This is a genomic window from Cytobacillus mangrovibacter, assembly GCF_042865275.1.
Classification (GTDB): Bacteria; Bacillota; Bacilli; order Bacillales; family Cytobacillaceae; genus Cytobacillus; species Cytobacillus mangrovibacter.
The window spans coordinates 292,329-312,325 of record NZ_JBIACJ010000005.1 but is presented as its reverse complement, the minus strand read 5'-3'; the positions used below and the strand labels follow the sequence as shown (position 1 = coordinate 312,325).

At 38.8% G+C, this 19,997-nt stretch carries 21 protein-coding genes; 18 read left to right on the top strand and 3 right to left on the bottom strand.

All coding sequences use genetic code 11. The features are described 5' to 3' along the window. Positions 1-48: 48 nt before the first annotated feature. The 4 genes from mbcS (at position 49) to ACFYKT_RS11810 (ending at position 6,024) form a co-directional block, all read left to right on the top strand. A complete protein-coding gene (gene mbcS, locus ACFYKT_RS11825) occupies positions 49-1,635 on the top strand; it encodes an acyl-CoA synthetase MbcS (protein WP_389219683.1) in 1,587 nt (528 codons plus the stop codon). Positions 1,636-1,715: 80 nt separating this feature from the next. Beyond that, entirely contained in the window at positions 1,716-3,317 is a 1,602-nt protein-coding gene (locus ACFYKT_RS11820; protein ID WP_389219681.1) for an amidohydrolase, read from the top strand. A gap of 95 nt (positions 3,318-3,412) precedes the next feature. Next, positions 3,413-4,369 (top strand): EamA family transporter RarD, encoded by a 957-nt coding sequence (rarD, locus tag ACFYKT_RS11815; protein ID WP_389219679.1) that lies wholly within the window; start codon positions 3,413-3,415, stop codon positions 4,367-4,369. Between the two features lie 41 nt (positions 4,370-4,410). Continuing rightward, entirely contained in the window at positions 4,411-6,024 is a 1,614-nt protein-coding gene (locus ACFYKT_RS11810) for a M20/M25/M40 family metallo-hydrolase (RefSeq protein WP_389219771.1), read from the top strand. Positions 6,025-6,158: 134 nt separating this feature from the next. Here the strand turns inward: ACFYKT_RS11810 and ACFYKT_RS11805 are convergent, their stop codons facing one another. After that, positions 6,159-6,959, bottom strand: a complete 801-nt coding sequence (locus ACFYKT_RS11805; protein ID WP_389219677.1) for an NAD kinase — start codon at positions 6,957-6,959, stop codon at positions 6,159-6,161. A gap of 158 nt (positions 6,960-7,117) precedes the next feature. On the opposite strand from ACFYKT_RS11805, the gene sppA reads away from it, so the two are divergent. From sppA to ACFYKT_RS11760, 9 genes are all read left to right on the top strand, one after another. Further along, a complete protein-coding gene (gene sppA, locus ACFYKT_RS11800; protein WP_389219675.1) occupies positions 7,118-8,128 on the top strand; it encodes a signal peptide peptidase SppA in 1,011 nt (336 codons plus the stop codon). Between the two features lie 140 nt (positions 8,129-8,268). Next, positions 8,269-8,700, top strand: a complete 432-nt coding sequence (locus tag ACFYKT_RS11795) for an RDD family protein (protein WP_389219770.1) — start codon at positions 8,269-8,271, stop codon at positions 8,698-8,700. Positions 8,701-8,786: 86 nt separating this feature from the next. Then, complete coding sequence (locus tag ACFYKT_RS11790) at positions 8,787-9,482, top strand: DUF2953 domain-containing protein (protein WP_389219673.1); 696 nt, start codon at positions 8,787-8,789, stop codon at positions 9,480-9,482. Positions 9,483-9,498: 16 nt separating this feature from the next. After that, positions 9,499-9,987 (top strand): GerW family sporulation protein, encoded by a 489-nt coding sequence (gene ytfJ / locus ACFYKT_RS11785; RefSeq protein WP_389219671.1) that lies wholly within the window; start codon positions 9,499-9,501, stop codon positions 9,985-9,987. A 132-nt stretch (positions 9,988-10,119) separates the two neighbouring features. Continuing rightward, entirely contained in the window at positions 10,120-10,620 is a 501-nt protein-coding gene (tpx, locus tag ACFYKT_RS11780; RefSeq protein WP_389219669.1) for a thiol peroxidase, read from the top strand. A gap of 126 nt (positions 10,621-10,746) precedes the next feature. Further along, the gene (locus ACFYKT_RS11775) at positions 10,747-11,733 is read left to right on the top strand and encodes a class I SAM-dependent methyltransferase (protein WP_389219667.1); all 987 of its coding nucleotides are present in this window, start codon (positions 10,747-10,749) and stop codon (positions 11,731-11,733) included. A 504-nt stretch (positions 11,734-12,237) separates the two neighbouring features. After that, on the top strand, positions 12,238-13,425 hold the full coding sequence (locus tag ACFYKT_RS11770) for an acetate kinase (RefSeq protein ID WP_389219666.1): 1,188 nt from the start codon (positions 12,238-12,240) through the stop codon (positions 13,423-13,425). A gap of 209 nt (positions 13,426-13,634) precedes the next feature. Continuing rightward, on the top strand, positions 13,635-14,477 hold the full coding sequence (locus tag ACFYKT_RS11765) for an EcsC family protein (RefSeq protein ID WP_389219768.1): 843 nt from the start codon (positions 13,635-13,637) through the stop codon (positions 14,475-14,477). Then, positions 14,474-14,986: a MogA/MoaB family molybdenum cofactor biosynthesis protein gene (locus ACFYKT_RS11760; RefSeq protein WP_389219664.1), complete on the top strand. Its 513-nt coding sequence runs from the start codon at positions 14,474-14,476 to the stop codon at positions 14,984-14,986. Before ACFYKT_RS11765 ends, ACFYKT_RS11760 begins: the two co-directional genes overlap by 4 nt. 268 nt (positions 14,987-15,254) lie before the next feature. On the opposite strand, the gene ACFYKT_RS11755 is transcribed toward ACFYKT_RS11760, so the two are convergent. After that, positions 15,255-15,569, bottom strand: a complete 315-nt coding sequence (locus ACFYKT_RS11755; RefSeq protein WP_389219766.1) for a hypothetical protein — start codon at positions 15,567-15,569, stop codon at positions 15,255-15,257. Positions 15,570-15,820: 251 nt separating this feature from the next. Between ACFYKT_RS11755 and ACFYKT_RS11750 the strand changes: the two genes are divergently transcribed. From ACFYKT_RS11750 to ACFYKT_RS11735, 4 genes are all read left to right on the top strand, one after another. After that, a complete protein-coding gene (locus tag ACFYKT_RS11750) occupies positions 15,821-17,029 on the top strand; it encodes an argininosuccinate synthase (protein WP_389219662.1) in 1,209 nt (402 codons plus the stop codon). After that, a complete protein-coding gene (gene argH / locus ACFYKT_RS11745; protein ID WP_389219660.1) occupies positions 17,026-18,414 on the top strand; it encodes an argininosuccinate lyase in 1,389 nt (462 codons plus the stop codon). Before ACFYKT_RS11750 ends, argH begins: the two co-directional genes overlap by 4 nt. Positions 18,415-18,575: 161 nt before the next feature. After that, positions 18,576-18,722 (top strand): hypothetical protein, encoded by a 147-nt coding sequence (locus ACFYKT_RS11740; protein ID WP_389219658.1) that lies wholly within the window; start codon positions 18,576-18,578, stop codon positions 18,720-18,722. A 145-nt stretch (positions 18,723-18,867) separates the two neighbouring features. After that, a complete protein-coding gene (locus tag ACFYKT_RS11735; protein WP_389219656.1) occupies positions 18,868-19,170 on the top strand; it encodes a DUF2087 domain-containing protein in 303 nt (100 codons plus the stop codon). Between the two features lie 45 nt (positions 19,171-19,215). Here the strand turns inward: ACFYKT_RS11735 and ACFYKT_RS11730 are convergent, their stop codons facing one another. Next, complete coding sequence (locus ACFYKT_RS11730; RefSeq protein ID WP_389219654.1) at positions 19,216-19,668, bottom strand: universal stress protein; 453 nt, start codon at positions 19,666-19,668, stop codon at positions 19,216-19,218. Between the two features lie 114 nt (positions 19,669-19,782). Here ACFYKT_RS11730 and ACFYKT_RS11725 point away from each other — a divergent pair, with 114 nt between their 5' ends. Beyond that, positions 19,783-19,950 carry a hypothetical protein gene (locus tag ACFYKT_RS11725; RefSeq protein WP_389219653.1) on the top strand — a complete coding sequence of 56 codons (168 nt, stop codon included), beginning with the start codon at positions 19,783-19,785 and terminating at the stop codon, positions 19,948-19,950. Positions 19,951-19,997 lie beyond the last annotated feature (47 nt).

Genomic DNA, 19,997 nt, shown 5'->3' with positions numbered 1-19,997 from the left:
GCTTTATGAAAACAAACTAGTTCAACTTACTTTTAGGGGGAGATATTGATGAAGCGAGAAGATCTATTAGCACCGGAAAAGTATAATTTAGTTGCTGAGATGGAGCGTTATGCAGCTGATTCTGATCGATTGGCCATTAGATGGGAAGATGAACAAGGTGAGAAAAAAGAAATTACATACTCTCAGTTATTAAAAAATGCCAACAGAATTGGCAATGTATTTGCTAATCGTGGGTTGGAAAAAGGGGATGTCGTCCTCGTTATTGTGCCACGTCTGATTGAGGCGTACCAGGCTTATGTTGCTGCATTAAAATTGGGTCTTGTTGTGATTCCAAGTTCTGAGATGCTTCGCTCAAAGGATCTTCAGTATCGAATTACACATGGTGATGTGAAAGGGATTGTTAGCTATCTTCCGTATGTAGACCAATTCTCCTCAATAAATGAAGCAAATGATCTCCCGAAATTTGTTATTGGAGGCCAAGCTGAAAATTGGATTGATTTAGATAGTGAAATGAAGAATGCTTCTGAGGAACTTCCATTGGCGGATACGAATCAAGAGGATATGGCTTTCCTTTCCTATACATCTGGAACGACTGGCAATCCGAAAGGTGTCGTACATACACATGGCTGGGCATTTGCTCATCTTCGTACAGCAGCTCCGAATTGGTTATGTATTGAGGAAGGAGATACAGTTTGGGCAACGGCAGGTCCTGGGTGGCAGAAATGGATATGGAGTCCGTTCCTTTCTGTACTTGGCTCTGGAGCAACAGGCTTTGTATACAATGGCAAATTTGAACCGAAGAAGTATTTACAGCTTTTGGGGGATTATCAAGTGAATGTGCTATGCTGTACCCCAACAGAGTATCGCATAATGGCTAAAGTCGATACCATTCATGAATATAAGCTGCCACATCTTCGCAGTGCTGTTTCTGCTGGTGAGCCGCTGAATCGTGAAGTCATTGATATTTTCAAGGAGAATTTCAATGTGGATGTTCGCGATGGCTATGGGCAAACAGAAAATACTTTACTTGTCGGTGTAACGAAAGGAATGGAACTAAAGGCAGGTTCCATGGGCAAGCCGACACCAGGAAATAGAGTCGAAATCATTGATGAAGATGGAAAGCCTTGTCATGTAAATGAAGTGGGGGATATTGCTGTACATATTGAAACACCTGCTTTATTCAAAAACTATTATAAAGATCCTGAAAGAACTGCAATGCAATTCCGTGGGGACTATTATGTAACAGGTGACAAAGCAAAAATGGATGAGGAAGGCTATTTCTGGTTCGAGGGACGTGGAGACGACATTATCATAAGCTCCGGCTATACAATTGGACCGTTTGAAGTAGAAGACGCCCTTGTAAAGCACCCTTCTGTTAAAGAATGTGCAGTTGTGGGCAGTCCAGACGAGATACGCGGCTTGATTGTTAAAGCGTTTATTGTATTGCGTGAAGGTGTAGATGAAAAAGACCCAGATCTGATCAAGAATTTGCAGGAACATGTGAAGGAGCTAACGGCACCATATAAATACCCTCGAAAAATCGAATTTTTGGCTGAACTCCCTAAAACAACTTCTGGTAAAATTAGACGAGTTGAGCTCAGAAAAAAAGAAATGGAAACAGCGGCACAAAATTAAATCAAAGCACTTAATGCAGGCGTGTAATCGCCTGCATTTTTGATATAGTAAATAGGGGTAGATAAAGGAGGAGCTGGGTTATGGGAACAATTTGGTATGGTGGCAATATTTATACACTGCAAGAAATGGATCATCAAGCAGATGCTGTTTTTACACGAGATAATAAGATTATTGAGCTTGGATCTGCTCGAATACTTGAGGAAAAGTATAAAGATGAAATTGTCAGCAGAATGGACCTTAAGGGGCGCACGATGCTGCCGGGATTTACTGACAGTCACATGCATTTAATTGGCCATGGTCAAAGGCTAATTAGCTTAGATTTATCTAATTGTCTCTCAAAGGCAGAGGTTCTTCAAACAGTTAAACAATATGCTGAAAACTTGGATGCGAATGAATGGCTTATAGGCGAAGGCTGGAATGAAAACCTTTGGTGTGAGCCTGACCCAATAGTTGTGACAGAATTGGATGAAATTGTACCGAATCATCCCGTTTTATTAAAGCGGGTTTGCCGTCATGCACTTGTTGTTAATTCACTGGCTTTAAAGGCTGCATCCATTAATGCAAGTACGGAAAATCCTCCCGGTGGTGTCATTGAAAAGGATGAGTTTGGCAGGCCGAACGGTTTACTAAAGGATCAAGCACAAGAATTGATATTTGAAGTACTTCCGGCCATTTCAGAGGCTTACATCAAAAAAGCCCTTCGAGCAGCTATTAAAGATGCCCATTCATTAGGTTTAGTTGGTGCACATACAGAAGACTTAAATTACTATGGCAGCTATGAGAAGACTTTTCAGGCTTTCAAGCAGGTGATCGAAGAGGAAGGGCAGCATTTTCGTGCACATCTTCTTGTCCATCATGAAGTGGTTGACGAAATGATTAAAGCTGGAGAATACTTTTTAAGTGGAAATGAATGGATTGAGTTTGGGGCAATGAAGATTTTTGCAGACGGGGCTCTAGGTGGGAGAACGGCATTGCTCAGTCATCCATATGCAGATGATCCTTCTACATCAGGGGTAGCCATTTTTACACAGCAGCAATTAGATGATCTGGTTAAGAAGGCCCGAGAATATAAGCTGCCTGTTGCTGTTCACGCCATTGGCGATTTGGCATTTGAAATGGTATTAGATGCAATTGAAAAACATCCACTGACAGGAGAAGGCAGAGACCGGCTAATCCATGCCCAGATCCTTCGGAAGGAACTCGTCTTGCGTGCGAAGAAATTACCACTAATACTTGATATCCAGCCAAGATTTCTTGCTTCTGATTTTCCGTGGGTAATCGACCGGATTGGTGAAGAACATATGGACTATTGTTATGCCTGGAAAACGCTATTAAATGAAGGACTGCCATGTGCTGGTGGATCAGATGCCCCAATCGAGCCGTTAAATCCACTGCTGGGTATTCATGCTGCTGTAACAAGGACGAATATCTGCGATCCTGAGAAAAAGGTCTTTAATGCAGATGAAGCTTTAACGATTTATGAAGCAGTTTGTTTATTTACTAAAGGAAGTGCCTATGCTGTCAGCCATGAATTTGACCGCGGAATAATTAAGGAAGGATTTTTGGCTGATTTTACAATATTGGAGGAAGATATTTTCAATATTAATCCTGAACAGATTCCAAATATTAATGTATCTCAAACGGTTGTTGGAGGGGAAATTGTTTATGATTTGGATAAATAAGGAATGGGCAGATTGATAATAAACATTGTCAGCATCTTACTATTCGAACTATAATATAAATATTTCGATAATAGAAAGAATAGAGGCTCATGCTGATGAAAAACAATGAAGTACATATGGGGATTATTTATGCTGGATTTTCGTACTTTTTATGGGGATTATTACCGATCTATTGGAAGCTGCTACACCATGTGAATGCAGATGAGATTTTAGCTAACCGAATTTTTTGGTCCTTTTTCTTTATGGTAGCTATCTTGCTCTTTACTAGAAAATGGGGAGCGTTTATACAAACACTTATTCATTTTCGCACGAATAAAAAACAGTTAGCCGTGTTGGTGGTTGCTTCTCTTCTAGTCAGCTGCAATTGGTTCATCTATATATGGGCGGTTAACTCAGAGCATTTAATTGAAGCAAGTCTTGGCTACTATATTAATCCGTTAGTCAGTGTAATCCTTGGGATGATCATTTTTAGGGAGAAGCTTTCATTGGCTCAATATGCCTCCTTTGGAATAGCGTTAATGGGAGTACTAATCTTAACTATTTCTTACGGGAAGTTCCCTTGGGTTTCTATCTTTCTAGCATTATCATTTGGTCTATACGGTTTAATGAAGAAAATGGTGAAAGTAGATTCTGCGATTGGTTTAACACTAGAAACACTTGTTGTTGCACCTATTGCATTTATTTATATGATTATCTTATTTATGAAAGGTTCACAATCGTTTTTAGCAGTGTCAGCTGGAACAGACGTATTATTGATAGGTGCTGGAGTGGCAACGGCGGTGCCCCTCCTCTATTTTGCAAAAGGGGCACAGAAAATCCCAATGTCAACTCTAGGATTCTTGCAATTTATTGCACCAACCTTAACATTAATTCTAGGTATTTTTATTTATCATGAACATTTTTCAAAAACTCACTTTATCTCGTTTTTATTTATATGGACAGCCATTTCGATTTATTCTCTTTCAAAGACAAAACTATTTATCAAGCTGGAGGCAAAATGGGATAGGGGGACAGGTCCTGCGTCCCAATCCCAATATAAAAGGGGACAATAATCCTGTCCCCATGTCCCTAGTATAAAGGAGCACTAGAAGTGATGGGAAAAACAATGATGCAATCTCCAGAGCAAATGCTCAATTTATTAAATGATCTTGTTTCAATTGGCAGTATTTCTTTATCAGAGGCAGAAATTCAATTTCCATTGAGGGTTGAGCATCATTTGAAACAAATCCCTTATTTCTCTGAAAAGTCTTCATTCATTACCAATCATTTGACAACGGATGGAAGATCGTTTTTGACTGCGTTATATAAGCATGAGGAAGCAGTGAAAACGGTTGTGATGATTAGCCATTTTGATGTTGTAAATGTTGAAGATTATGGTGATTTGAAGCATCTTGCTTTTCAGCCTATTGAGCTGACAGAAGCACTATTTGACAGATTAGAAGAGCTTCCTCAAGATGCGAGGGAGGACTTAGCAAGCAAGGAATGGCTTTTCGGTCGAGGAACAATGGATATGAAATGTGGCTTGGTTCAGCATATGAGCTTGCTTGAAAAAGCAGCAACTGAACAGTGGAAGCTGAACTTGCTCTTATTGACGGTTCCTGATGAGGAAGTCAATTCAGTAGGGATGCGGGAAGCAGTACCTAAGCTTGAGGAAATAGCTAATCAGCATCATTTAAACTATACATTATTTTTAAATTCTGAGCCCATGTTTGCTTTAGAGCCACAGGATAAAAACTTTTATTTTTATACTGGGACGATAGGGAAAATTATGCCTGCAGCACTTTGCTTTGGTAAGGAGACACATGTAGGTGAGACGCTTTCCGGCTTGAATGCTGCATGGATGACATCAGTGCTTACTCAGGAAGTCGAATGGAATGAGCAGCTTTGTGAAACGGTTAATGGGCAAATGAGTCCTCCGCCGACTTTATTGTGGCAGCGGGATCTAAAAAAGGATTATACAACTCAAATCCCCCATCGCTCAGTCAGCCTATACAATCTCTTATTAATGAAAAGAAATGCAGCTGATGTGATGGAAGAAATAAGAGGAGTAGCCGAATTAGCAGCAAATAAGATGGAAGAATTCATGAAAGAAAAATATCGTATCTTTCAACTGGACGAAAGCCAGCTGCCGACTATTCGAGTTCTATTATATGAAGAATTAAGAGCATATGCTTGTGAAAAGATGGGTGCTGAGTTTATTACGATGTTAGAGCAGTCTGTTATTACACAGACGATTGGTGATAGCCGGGAACAATCGATTCAGGTAGTGGATCAATTAGCGATGCTTTGTCAAGAGCTCGGGCCAATGATTGTTTTGTTCTATGCACCACCGTACTATCCTGCAATTAATACAGCTGACAATCCGATTATACAAGAGCTTTCAGATTCCATCATTCAATACTCAAGCGAAGCGTTTGGATATGAGTTGCTGCCAGTTGAATATTTCAATGGCATCTGTGACTTAAGCTATGCAGGTTTGCAAGGCTTGCTTTCGGATATGAACCGCTATGATACGAATTTACCTGGTGGGAAGGAGCTTTATTCGATTCCATTCCACGAGATGGCTAAACTGACTGCTCCAGTTATAAATGTGGGTCCAATCGGAAGGGATGCTCATAAAAAAACAGAACGGCTTCACCTGCCATTTGCCTTCAAACAGCTGCCAAAATTATTGGAGCATCTATTACTAACACATAAAGGTCAATGAAAATATATTGATCTTTTAAAACTAATTGTAGATAGGGAAAAGCCTGTGGGGCACGCTGTCAGAAACTGATCCAAAGAACGGATCAAAATTCTGCCCGCATACCCCACAGGCAATTCATATTGGCTCTTCCTTATTTATAAAAATGTCCTCTTCACTTTTTCCCAGAAAGAATTATCCTTTAGTTTGACAGTTTTAATCCTCTTCTCACTCAGTTTAATATCAATTTTTTTCACATGTTGGATGCTTAATGCCTCATTATCCATCCCCATTGTTGGATGGTCATTTCCATCTTGAACAACGTTTAATGTCAGCTTTCTTTCTCCGCTCAAAATGAAGGAGGAACCGAGTGTCCGGTAGCGATTATTATTTAATGAAGCCATCTCGCTTACTTGCATGCAAGGAAGGAGCGGATCAACAACAGAACCCCGTAAAGATTTGTTGTAGGCAGTGCTTCCTGTCGGTGTTGCTACGACCATCCCATCTCCTCTAAACGTTTCGAAATGAAAATCGTCAATATAAACATCAAGTAAAAATGTCTTGATAATTGCTGAACGAATGCTAAATTCATTTAAACAATGGAAGGATGTTTGATCATCGATTGTCACCTCAATGGTCGGGTAGCGCCGTACTTCTATTTGTTCATTTGTCATCGCTTCAATCATTTTTTGTTCATCATCAATATGGAAGTCGCAGTAAAGGCTGAGGCTTCCAGTGGTTGAAATCCCCGCATATAAGCAATCATCACGGAAGCCAGTTTTCCGAACTGCCTGCAAAAATGCACCATCCCCACCAATACTGATAATAATATTTGCCTTTTTATAATCGGTAACAATATTGAAATGATAGGCTTCAGCCAGTTTGTAAAGTGCGCTAACCTTCTCAATCATTTCGGCATCCTTTTTATGATGGAAATATAAATTGCGGCGAGTAAGCATATCCATTCCTCCAGACAGTTAATAGTCATTTCTCTTAATTTTACCCATATTATTAATTATTTGGTATGATAATGGTTGTCGAAATCAGTTTACACGTTTTTGAAACATTTTAAAAGTGAATCCCGTAAAGACTAATGGACAATGAGGAGGATGATTGGATGAATGGAAAACGTTGGGCCGCATTAGGCATCGCGGCAGGATTATTTATATTTTCAGTACTCACAAATATTGCTACTGGCATCGCGTTTAGTGATGTGGAAAGTTCGATAACTCAGATTTTCGATAGTACGGATGCTGCTTTTATGGAGGAAGTAGTGGAAGAGGGCAGTGAATTAAAGAAAATTGCTGTGCTTGAAGTGAATGGCACGATCCAGGATACAGGTGAAGCAACATCTCTTTTTACTTCGGGAGGATATAACCATAAAGGATTTATGGACAGGCTCAAGCAAATCAAAGAAGATAGCACTGTAAAGGCTGTCGTTATTCAAGTGAACTCCCCAGGTGGAGGAGTTGTTGAAAGTGCTCAAATTCATGATAAATTGAAAGAAATTCAAGAGGAAACAAAGAAGCCAATTTATATTTCAATGGGCTCAATGGCTGCTTCAGGTGGCTATTATATTTCGGCTCCTGCTGATAAAATTTTTGCAAGTCCAGAGACATTAACAGGATCCCTTGGTGTGATCATGCAAGGCGTAAATTATGCCGGCCTTGCTGAAAAATATGGGGTTGATTTCGTAACGATCAAAAGCGGTCCTTATAAAGATATAATGAGCCCTTCAAGAGAAATGACGGAAGAGGAAAGAAAGATTCTTCAATCGATGATTAATAATTCATATGAAGGATTTGTAAAGGTCATCTCTGAAGGCCGTAATATTCCTCCGGCGAAAGTAAAGGAAATTGCCGATGGAAGAATTTATGACGGACGACAAGCACTTGAATTAAATTTAATTGACGGATTTGGCTATGTGGAGGATGTCATAGATACCTTAAAGGAAGATCATAAGCTGAAAGATGCAAAAGTTGTTAAATATACAGATAATCTAGGCTTTGGTTCTTTATTTAGCATGGGGGCTCAAAAGCTAATGGGGAAAGATATCGAAATGACTGGCATGATGAAGATGTTGTCACAGCCTAATTCTCCACGATTAATGTATCTATATGCTGAATAGGAGGTGTAAAGATGACATCAAATGATAAGGAGATTGAAAAGTTCGAGACTATAAGCAGTGATTCATACAAAGAGCAGGCTGCGCCAGTTTTAACAAAAGAAAATCGCCATGAACAGTCCTTTTATAGTCAGCATAGTCAGATGATCGGCAATCATATCCCAGTAAGATTTGCTGGATTTTGGATGCGTTTTTGGGCTTATCTTCTTGATTTAATTGTAATTGGCAGTATAGACCGATTGATTGTTAATCCTGTGTTTAGACTATTGAAAATCCCGTTAAATGAATTTAGTATCTTTGCACCAATTTCGATTGTGACGGCTATTATCTTCTATGCTTATTTTGTTTTAATGACGCGATTCTTTAATCAAACATTAGGGAAGATGGTTTTTGGATTAAAGGTTGTTCATCTAGAGGGGAAAAGCTTGTCATGGAGTACGATCCTCTTTAGAGAGTGGATAGGCCGATTTATTTCGGCAACTGTACTAGTCAGTTATGTGATCATTGCCTTCTTGCCAAAAAAGCAAGGATTGCATGATCTATTCTCGGATACAACGGTTGTTCATGAAAAATAGGAATAAACCTGCCTGCTCTAAAAAAGCTGGCAGGTTTATTTTTTTTTGAATCGGCAATAATGATAAGCTGAAAGGTTGTGAAGTAATTGAAATGGCTGCTCATCGCTTTAATCATCCTCATTCTGCTGATTATCCTTGTAATGGCAACGAAATTAAATATTATTTTATATTATTTTCACAACAATGATAATGATCATTTAAAGGTTGAATTGAAAGCATGGTTTGGCCTTATTAAGTATAAAATTGAACTTCCGCTAATCAAAATTGATGATAATTCCCCAACGATTGTTACGAAGAAAGAAAAAACAGCAGGTTCACAGGAAAGCCCTGAGAAAACAGAGACGAAACAGTACTCAACCGACGATCTCCTTAATAGTTTGCAAGATACAAAAGAGCTTCTTACACATGTTATTTCACTTCATCGGATAGTACGAACATTCGTAAAGAAGATTTCTATTAAAAAATTTGAATGGCAGACCTTGGTTGGGGTTGGAGATGCAGCAATTACAGGCATGCTGACAGGTGCAATATGGGCAATAAAAGGAAGTATAATCGGGCTTTTAAGTCATTATACAAAACTGAAGGTTGAACCAAATATTATGGTCATCCCCCAATTTCAATTTGCGGTGTCACAAACGGTTATTTCATGTATGTTTCAATTCCGAATCGGACATGCTATGGTTGCAGGAATTAAATTGATTAAATATTGGAAAGGCGGGAAGGCAAAGTTTAAGACAAAGCCTTTATCTGCCTTATCTAATAATAAAACAAAATCAGTATAAAAGGGGAGGCTAACGTATGTCTGACCATCCAATTCAAGGGCTAATGACAACAGCCATGGAAAATTTAAAAGAAATGATTGATGTAAATACGATTATTGGTGATCCTGTTGAAACACCTGATGGCAGTGTCATATTAACTGTATCGAAAGTTGGTTTCGGTTTCGCTGCTGGCGGGAGTGAATTTAAGCTTGATAGCCAATCAAATAGTGGCGGCCAAGGGCAGGGACAAGGACAAGGACAATCAAGCGGACATCCATTTGGCGGAGGTAGTGGAGGCGGTGTTTCCATTACACCAATTGCCTTTCTAATCGTTAACTCAAATGAAGTGAAAATGGTTCATCTAGATGAAAGCACTCACTTATATGAAAGAATCTTAGATCTAGCACCTCAAGCAGTCGATAAGATTCAGCAAATGTTTAATAGTAAAAAAAGTGACGGAAACACCAATCAAGGAAATCAAAATAAACAAGAATACAATGAGCCTAAGCAAGAATTAGATATTTGATGCAGGAGGGTTAACTTTCCAAGAAAGGAGAGTTAACTTTTTTCTTGTCAAAGGAATCTAAATCTTTGCAAAAAAGGTAATGAAAAGTTATGATTTACAATGTACATATGATGTTTAAGGAGGATGAGTGTAGTGGCGTCTATCACATTTAAAGGCAATCCAGTTACATTATTAGGAAATGAAGTAAAGGTTGGGGACAAAGCTCCAGAATTTAAGGTTCTTGCCAATGATTTATCAGAAGTAGGTCTTGCAGATTCAAAAGGACATGTTCGTTTAATTAGTGTTGTTCCTTCAATCGATACAGGTGTTTGTGATGCACAAACGCGTCGTTTCAATGAAGAAGCTTCTAAATTAGATAATGTGAAAATCCTAACAGTTAGCGTGGATCTTCCATTTGCTCAAAAGCGTTGGTGTGCAGCAGCTGGAATTGAAAATGTGCAAACAGTTTCAGACCATCGTGAGCTGTCTTTCGGTGAAGCATTTGGCGTAGCTATTCAAGAGCTTCGTCTTCTAGCACGTGCTGTTTTCGTTGTTGATTCCAATGATACAGTGACATATGCTGAATATGTGAGTGAAGCAACTGACCATCCAAATTACGAAGCGGCAGTGGAAGCTGCGAAACAAGCGAAGTAATTTAAAAATTAGCCCCGGGCCATTGTCCGGGGCTTTTACTTGTCATGATAATCTTGCCATTTTACTTGTGATATGATGAAAACCTCTTTAAAATAGGACGATAGAATATAATTGGAGGATTTGTGAATGAGTATAACACCAGTAGAGCAATTATTTACTGTTTTCAATGAAACAGCGTTAATCATACAAGAAGAATTATCTTGCACCTATTTAGAAGCTCTAGCAGAAACAGGGGAAAACATTTTTCAAGAAAGTATTTTACAAAGTGATGAACTGAGCGAGTTAACCGTTAAAAGATTAAAAAAGAGCTACGATTCCATCCGAATAAGTGATTTTTCTAAAGAGGATATTCGAAAATCATTCCAGCTCGCCATTCTTAAGGGAATGAAAGAAAATGTTCAGCCCAATCATCAAATGACACCTGATGCTGTCGGAATGCTTGTCGGTTATTTAGTTGATAAATTTGTTCCAGAAAAATCTTTCCGGCTCCTTGATCCAGCTGTTGGAACAGGAAATTTATTAACGACAGTTATGAATCAGCAGCCTACAAAAAATATTGAGGCAATTGGTCTTGAAATTGATGATATTTTAATAAAGCTCAGTTATGTCAATGCAAACTTGCAGCAGCATCCAATTCAGTTTTTCAATCAGGATAGTCTTGAACCTTTGTTTATTCAAGAGGCAGATGCAGTAGTTAGTGATTTGCCTGTGGGCTACTATCCAAATGATGTAAGAGCAGCTGAATATGAAATGAAGGCTGATCAAGGTCATACATACGCACATCATTTATTCATTGAGCAAAGCATGAGGCATGTGAAAGCGGGAGGCTATTTATTCTTTATCGTTCCAAATGGTCTTTTTGAAAGCGAACAAGCGCCAAAGCTTCATGAGTACATTAAAGAATACGCAGTTATGCAAGGACTGCTCCAGCTGCCACAAACCTTATTTAAAAACAAAAATGCCGCCAAAAGCATCTTTATTCTTCAAAAGAAAGGCGAAGATGTCAAGCCGCCAAAGCAAGTACTCCTCGTCAACTTGCCAAGCCTATCCAAAACAGCAGAAGTTGAAAAAATCCTTGGCAAAATTGATGGATGGTATAAAGAGAATAAATAAGGCATTAGAAATAATATAAGAATTAGCATATCAATTCACATACAAATTGGTATGCTTTTTTTATTGGATATAACAGTGTTTTTAATAAAAATTAATCTAAAATATCACCAAATAGCATTTTTAAAAAATGTTGTCAGAATTAAAACTGTTAGTTGATTGTAGCGGAAGGTTGCGAGACTCCTGCGGGAGTAGTGGGACAGGTGAGACCCCACAGGAGCGGATGCTCCGAGGAGGCTCACCGCCCACCCCGCGGAAAGCGAGCAACCTGGAGCGGAAATCAACCTCTACCAATCCTTTTTTTATAACCAAATTGTCTTCGAAAACAACCTTTCTTATTCAGAAAACTTTTACTTTACAATGAAACCGATAACAAATGAAAGTGTACCTTGAAATGTTTGGCTGACAATGTTTAAATGAGGAATTGAGAGATATTAATGATGTCCGTTGTACAAAATAAGATTGTACTGTTTAGTGACGTTGTTATGTAAAAGGAGCGGTAGAATTATGGCAAAAATTATTGCAATTAACGCCGGCAGTTCTTCATTAAAGTTTCAATTATTTGAAATGCCTAGTGAGGAAGTTATTACAAAAGGTTTAATTGAACGGATAGGTCTAAATGATTCAATCTTTAATATAGTAGCAAATGGAGAAAAAGTGAAGGAAATAAGGGATATCCCTAATCATGATGTCGCAGTTAAGCTATTACTGGAGAAATTAACAAGTTTGGGAATCATTCAATCACTAGATGAAATTGAAGGAATTGGCCATCGTGTGGTTCATGGTGGAGAAGAGTTTTCTGACTCTGTACTAATCACGGATGAGGTACTGTCAAAAATTGAAGAATTATCAGAGCTTGCACCTCTTCATAATCCAGCAAATATTACAGGGATTAAAGCTTTTCAGCAAGTGTTGCCCAATGTACCTGCAATTGGTGTTTTTGATACGGCATTCCATCAAACAATGCCAGCAAGCTCGTTTCTTTATAGTTTGCCGTATGAGTATTATAAGGAATATGGAATTCGTAAATATGGTTTCCATGGCACCTCGCATAAATATGTGTCACAGCGTGCTGCAGAAATGCTTGGTCGCCCCTTGGAGCAATTGCGGTTAATCTCCTGCCATCTTGGAAATGGCGCAAGTATTGCAGCGATTGAAGGTGGAAAATCAATCGATACTTCCATGGGATTCACTCCACTTGCTGGTGTGACAATGGGGACGCGTTCAGGGAATATTGACCCGGCTCTAATTCCTTTTATAATGGAAAAAACAAATCAAACAGCTGACGAAGTTCTGGATGTATTAAATAAAAAGAGTGGAATGCTCGCAGTATCTGGATTCTCAAGCGATTTACGTGATATTGAGGTTCAGGCATCTGAAGGAAATGAACGGGCAAAATTAGCGCTTGAAGTTTTTGCGGGAAGAATTCATAAATACATTGGCTCTTACGCTGCCAAAATGTACGGTGTAGATGCGATTATCTTCACAGCCGGCATTGGAGAAAATAGTGATGTCATTCGTGCTCGTGTCCTTCAAGGTCTTGAGTTTATGGGTATTTATTGGGATCCTTCTCTTAATAAGGTTCGTGGAGAAGAAGCATTCATTAACTACCCACATTCACCTGTTAAGGTAATGATCATTCCGACTGATGAAGAAGTCATGATTGCAAGAGATGTTGTAAGATTATCTAAATAACTTGATGCCACAGCTTTTTAATAAGCTGTGGTATTTTTGTAGGGAGAATTTTAGGTTTGTCCAATACCTGCTTGTTTAGCGAATAAAATAGGGTTTTGTCCAATAAACGATATAGTTTGTCCAATAAAAATACACGATTGAGAAATATTATATCATTGAGCAACTATGCTATACTTTAGCAAAAGAGGTAGGAAATGGAGGAACCCATTATGGCATTGAACGAACGGGAGAACAGGGTTTTGGCCGAGATTCAAGAGTGGGAAATGAAATTGTATGGTTATGAACCGAATGATTTTGAACTAACATACGAAAAATATTTAGAAAGATCATTTTCGTTACTACCAGATAATGTTCAGGAGCAGTTCTTTTCCACACTCGATAACTGGCTCTTTCATCTTCATGCATTAATTCAAGGATCACAGATGCAAATGGATGCGAAAGAAAGGGTATTAACAGCAGGGCGTGTGTTTAACGCTGAAATTGAAACAATCAATGATCTAAATAAATTACATATTGATCAGCTTCAATATATTGCTCATCAGCAAATTGCCCGTCATCGCCTGTATTCCTTTGCACAGGGGGTAATGGCTGGCTCTGGCAGTCCGCTCATGCTTGGGGCAGATATTCCGGCGATGGCGGTGATCAATTTAAGAGTGGTCCAGCTCATCGCGATGACCTATGGAATTGAAGTGAATACACCGTATGAAATGATGAGCTCACTCAAGGTTTTCCATGCAGCCACCCTTCCGCCGCGTATGCAAGGCAGAGCATGGGAAGAATTAATGGGTGAACTTCAGAACCAAGAGGATTATTACTTTTATGAGGGCAATGATGAACTGGCTGATGTGACTTGGATTGAACAGCCGATCAAACAATTATTTAAAGCAATGGCCATTTTTATTTTCCGAAAGAAGTCGCTTCAGGGAATACCATTTATCAGTATGGCAATCGGTGCAAGCTCAAATTATCAACTGACAAGGAAAGTATCTGAGTTTGCCCATAAATATTATCAATACCGATATTTGCATAAGAAAGAAGGGAACCATAGATGAGTACGCAAGAGCATAAAATGGAGGCGCCTAAACAGGTAGCATGTAAGGTTATTACTGTAAGTGATACGAGGGATAAGGATACGGATAAAAGTGGAAAGCTAATGATGGAATTATTAGAAGAAGCTGGACACACAGTAGTTAGCTATGCCATTGTTAAGGACGAGACGGATGAACTCCGTACGGAAGTTCTGAACGGATGTAATGACCCTGAAATTGATGTAGTCCTGACAAATGGGGGAACAGGAATCGCCCTAAGAGATATCACAATTGAAACAGTTAAGGGATTATTTGATAAGGAAATCAGCGGGTTTGGCGAGCTTTTCCGTATGCTTAGCTATCAAGAAGATATTGGTTCCGCAGCGATTTTGTCGCGTGCGGTTGCAGGGACAGTGAAAGATAAAGCTATCTTCTCAACACCAGGCTCATCAGGTGCAGTGAAGCTAGCAATGAACAAGTTAATTTTACCTGAACTAGGCCATGTAGTAAGAGAATTGAAAAAGGATTTATAATAGGGGCTGCACCTCCAAAGTACATAGGAGCCCCAGAAATACAAAAAATGGGTAAAGTAGTCACTAAAAAGAAAATAGGAGCCTCCAAAATACAAAAAATGGGTAAAGTGGTCACTAAAAAGAAAATACGAGCCCTAAAAATACAAAAAGTGGGTAAAGCGGTCACTAAAAAGAAAATTCGTGCCCTATAAATACAAAAATTGGATAAAGTTGCCCCTAATAAATCCATAAAAAAATCCTTTCTAATTACAGAAAGGATTTTTCTTATCTACATATGAATCTTTGCTGAAATATCCTGATGTGTTCGGTACCATAACCACAGGTCATTAATGATCGAAGCCAGATCAGCGATTTCAGTATTAAGCTCGCATGATTTAATGAAGTTCTCTTCATCTGAAAGCTTCGCCTGCTTCCTATTGATTTGTTCCTCCAATTCGGCAATTCGATCTGGAATCTTTCCACGAATGTTTTCCCAATGAAACAAAATGGCTTGCTGTATATCTTCTGAATATTGATCCCACCCTCTATCAAATGATGGAATCGCAATACCGAGTCGTTCGTTATATGAAAAATGGTCCAAGATTCAATAAGCCTCCCTAAGCCAAGTTTCTTTCATTCTACTACATTCTATAGCTCCCTTCCATGCATTGTCACATAAGGCATGAAAATTCAGCGGATTAAACTTCCCTTGTCGCTAGAACCTTACTAATTTATTTTTATACAATTATACGAATAAGTATTGATTTTTGATTAAAATATGTTATCTTAATACATATAAATGAATAAAAACAAAGATAAATGAATAATTATTCGTAATCTAGGAGGAAATATATTATGTCAAATCCAAAAGTCGTACTTGCCTATTCAGGCGGTTTAGATACTTCAGTAGCAATTAAATGGTTAGGAGATCAAGGCTATTCAGTAGTTGCTTGCTGTTTAGATGTTGGAGAAGGCAAAGACCTTCAGTTTATTCAAGAAAAAGCGTTAACAGTTGGAGCTGTTCAATCGTATGTCATTGATGCGAAGAATGAGTTTGCGAGTGAATATGCATTAATGGCCCTGCAAGCTCATGCACTCTATGAAAATAAGTATCCACTAATCTCTGCACTTTCACGTCCGCTTATTGCGAAGAAGCTTGTGGAAGTTGCTGAAAAGGAAGGCGCAGTTGCTGTAGCTCACGGCTGTACTGGTAAAGGAAATGACCAAGTCCGCTTTGAAGTGGCTATTCAAGCATTAAATCCAGAACTTGAAGTTTTGGCTCCAGTTCGTGAGTGGAAATGGTCACGTGAAGAGGAAATTGAATATGCCAAGCAAAAGGATATTCCGATTCCAATTAATCTAGACTCTCCTTACTCTATTGACCAAAATTTATGGGGAAGAAGCAATGAGTGTGGAATTTTGGAAGACCCTTGGGCGGCTCCTCCTGAAGGTGCGTATGATCTGACAGTCAGTCTAGAAGAGGCACCTGACACGCCTGATGTTGTAGAAATTGGTTTTGAAAAAGGAGTACCTGTCAGCTTGGACGGAAAACAATACCCATTATCAGAGCTTATTTTAGAATTAAATACCCTTGCAGGAAAGCATGGGGTTGGCAGAATTGACCATGTGGAAAATCGTCTTGTCGGCATCAAGTCACGTGAAGTGTATGAATGTCCAGGAGCAATGACTTTAATTAAAGCACATAAAGAGCTCGAGGATTTAACACTTGTAAAAGAAGTGGCACATTTCAAACCAGTAATAGAGAAAAAAATTGCGGAATTAATTTATGAAGGACTATGGTTCTCACCACTGCAAAAGGCATTAGCAGCTTTCCTACAAGAGACACAAACCTTTGTAACAGGGACAGTTCGAGTCAAATTATTTAAAGGCCATGCAATTATTGAAGGAAGAAAATCGCCATATTCTTTATATGATGAAAAGCTGGCAACTTATACATCTGAGGACGAATTTGATCATAATGCGGCTGTTGGATTCATTAAGCTTTGGGGTCTGCCAACGAAGGTGCAAAGCATTGTTCAAAAGAACGGGAAGGTGACAGTGTGAAAAAGCTATGGGGCGGCAGATTTACAAAATCAGCTGAAGAATGGGTCGATGAATTTGGCGCTTCCATTTCGTTTGACCAAGAATTAGTAATGGAAGATATTGAAGGAAGCCTTGCGCATGTAACGATGCTAGCCACATCTGGAATTATTTCTGATGAAGAGGCAAGCACGATTAAGGATGGGCTAAAGCTACTTAAGAAGAAGGCAGAAAATGATGAGCTTTCTTACTCGGTTAAATTGGAGGATATTCATTTAAATCTTGAAAGCTATTTAACAGAGATCGTTGGTCCGGTTGGCGGAAAGTTGCATACAGCTAGAAGCAGGAATGATCAAGTGGCAACAGATATGCATTTATACTTGCGTAAGCAGGTTAAAGTAATTATTGAACTGATTCAGGAAATGCAGGAAGCTCTTATCGACCAGGCAGAATCAAATATTGAGACGGTTATGCCAGGCTATACGCATCTCCAGAGAGCACAGCCGATTTCATTTGCTCACCATTTAATGGCCTATTTCTGGATGCTTGAAAGAGACAAGGAACGTTTCAGTGAAAGTATGAAGCGAATTAATCTTTCCCCATTGGGGGCTGGTGCGTTAGCTGGAACGACTTTCCCTATCGATCGATATGCAACAGCTGAATTGCTTAGATTTGAAGGGATTTATGAAAACAGCCTTGATGCAGTTTCAGATCGCGACTTCATTCTCGAATTTTTATCGAATTCATCGACTTTAATGATGCATTTATCGAGATTAAGCGAAGAATTCATCCTTTGGTCTAGCCAGGAATTCAAGTTTATTGAACTCGATGACAGCTTTGCCACAGGCAGCAGCATTATGCCGCAAAAGAAAAACCCGGATATGGCAGAGCTCATTCGCGGGAAAACTGGTCGGGTGTACGGAAACCTAATGGGGCTTTTAACAGTACTTAAAGGACTGCCTTTAGCTTATAATAAGGATATGCAAGAGGACAAGGAAGGTATGTTTGATACAGTGAAAACCGTGACAGGTTCACTCAAAATCTTCGCTGGTATGATTCAGACGATGAAAGTGAACAAAGATCATATGGAAAAAGCAACAAAAACGGATTTTTCCAATGCGACGGAGCTTGCGGATTACTTGTCGGATAAAGGAATTCCATTTAGAGAGGCACATGAGATTGTCGGGAAACTTGTACTGACATGTGTCCAGCAAGGCTGTTACCTTGGTGATTTGCCATTAGCAGAATATCAGAAAGCAAATCCGCTTTTTGAAGAGGATATTTATGTGGTATTAGACCCAGTCACCGCTGTAAGGAGAAGAAATAGTGCAGGTGGAACTGGATTTAAGCAAGTTGCCATTGCACTTGAAAAAGCTAAGGGATTGCTAATAAAGAAACAGGAAGTTTAATAATGAGTAGAAAAAAGAGAGCTGATCAGCTCTCTTTTTATTTAAAATTAGGATATTTCTGACTATAATAAAAATATATGCTAGAATAGAATGGCAGCTGAATATTGTTAGGGTGGTTGGTTATCATTCTTCTTTCCAAAAAAGGAAGGGGGGTGATAATTATGGAAACATTTCTTGAAATTCTACAAGAAGTTCTCAAAGGGATCGTGCGAGAAGTTGGTGCATATTTCTTTCGGAAAAACATTCTAGAAAACAAGAAAACCGCCCTACGCCGTCGCAAGCTCAAGGGTGGTTCGCACAAAGAATAACTTAACTTGACAACCATCCCCCTGACGGTAGAGGCTGTGGGGAGAAGTGTTTGCTGCACTTCTCTCTTTAATATATATCCATTATACATAAATATATTCATAATGAAAAGGGAATGCCACAGTATCTTCCGAAAGGGTGTTAGTTGTGTATATAAATAAGTTTACAATTACTGCTGAGGAAAGGAATAAGACGATTGCAGCCTTTTTCAAAGAAGGGGTACTTAGAGAATTGCCAAGTAAAGAAAAAAGAAAGATAATTATTCTTTTAGAATTAATAAAGCAGTTCGAGTGTGGGGTCACTTACTCAGAAAAAGAAGTAAATGAACGATTATCAAGTATCTTTGCGGACTTTGCTATTTTAAGAAGATATTTAGTGGATTATCAATTACTTGAAAGAAGTAAGGATTGCAGAGATTATTGGGTAAACGAGGCTTTAGCAGATCATTAAAAATGATGCATGGATTAGATTATCCCATGCATCATTTTTTTTATTTTATGACTCTTCTTTATTTGTCCGAACAACTAATACATCACAAGGAGCATAGCGGGTAATATTTTCAGATACACTGCCGATAAGGAATCGTTCAACTGCATTCATCCCAGTGGCACCGCAGATAATAAGATCTACCTCATGCTTTTTGGCAATATCTTTTGGGATTTTAATTTTTGGAGAACCGTAGTCAATAACGAATTCTACATGTTCAACACCAGCTTCAACCGCTTCGCTTTTGTATTTACCCATCAGCTCTCTAGCAAACATATCCGCTCTTTCGGCAATTGTACGATCATACGCCTCTACAGTTGCAAAAGTACGAGTGTCAATAATATGAGCTAGCAGAAGATGTGAATCATTTCGTTTTGCCACTTCAATCGCTTTCTTAAAAGCCCACTCAGCCTCTGTTGAACCATCCACAGCAACTAAAATATTTTTATATTTCATTCCCATATAAATCTCCTCCTTTACCTTTATTATACAGTAGGAAATGAGGTATATCTGTAGCGAAAAATCGAACAATAAGGGAGGCAGTCCAATTTATTTTTTATAAGGAGAGAATATAACATGAACAAGCGTGAGCCACAAAGCCAAGCGAATCTATTTTTTGATGAAGAAGGAACAAATGCTGTAAGCGAGCAAATTATGGATGTGTATAATAGCGGTGTGATCGATCAGTCCAATGCTAATTTTGATCTAGATGCAGGACAGGAAGATACTGAAGGGGAAGCTTAATTTATTTATAAAAAATTATCTGTTTATCAAAAAGCCTGTGGGATACA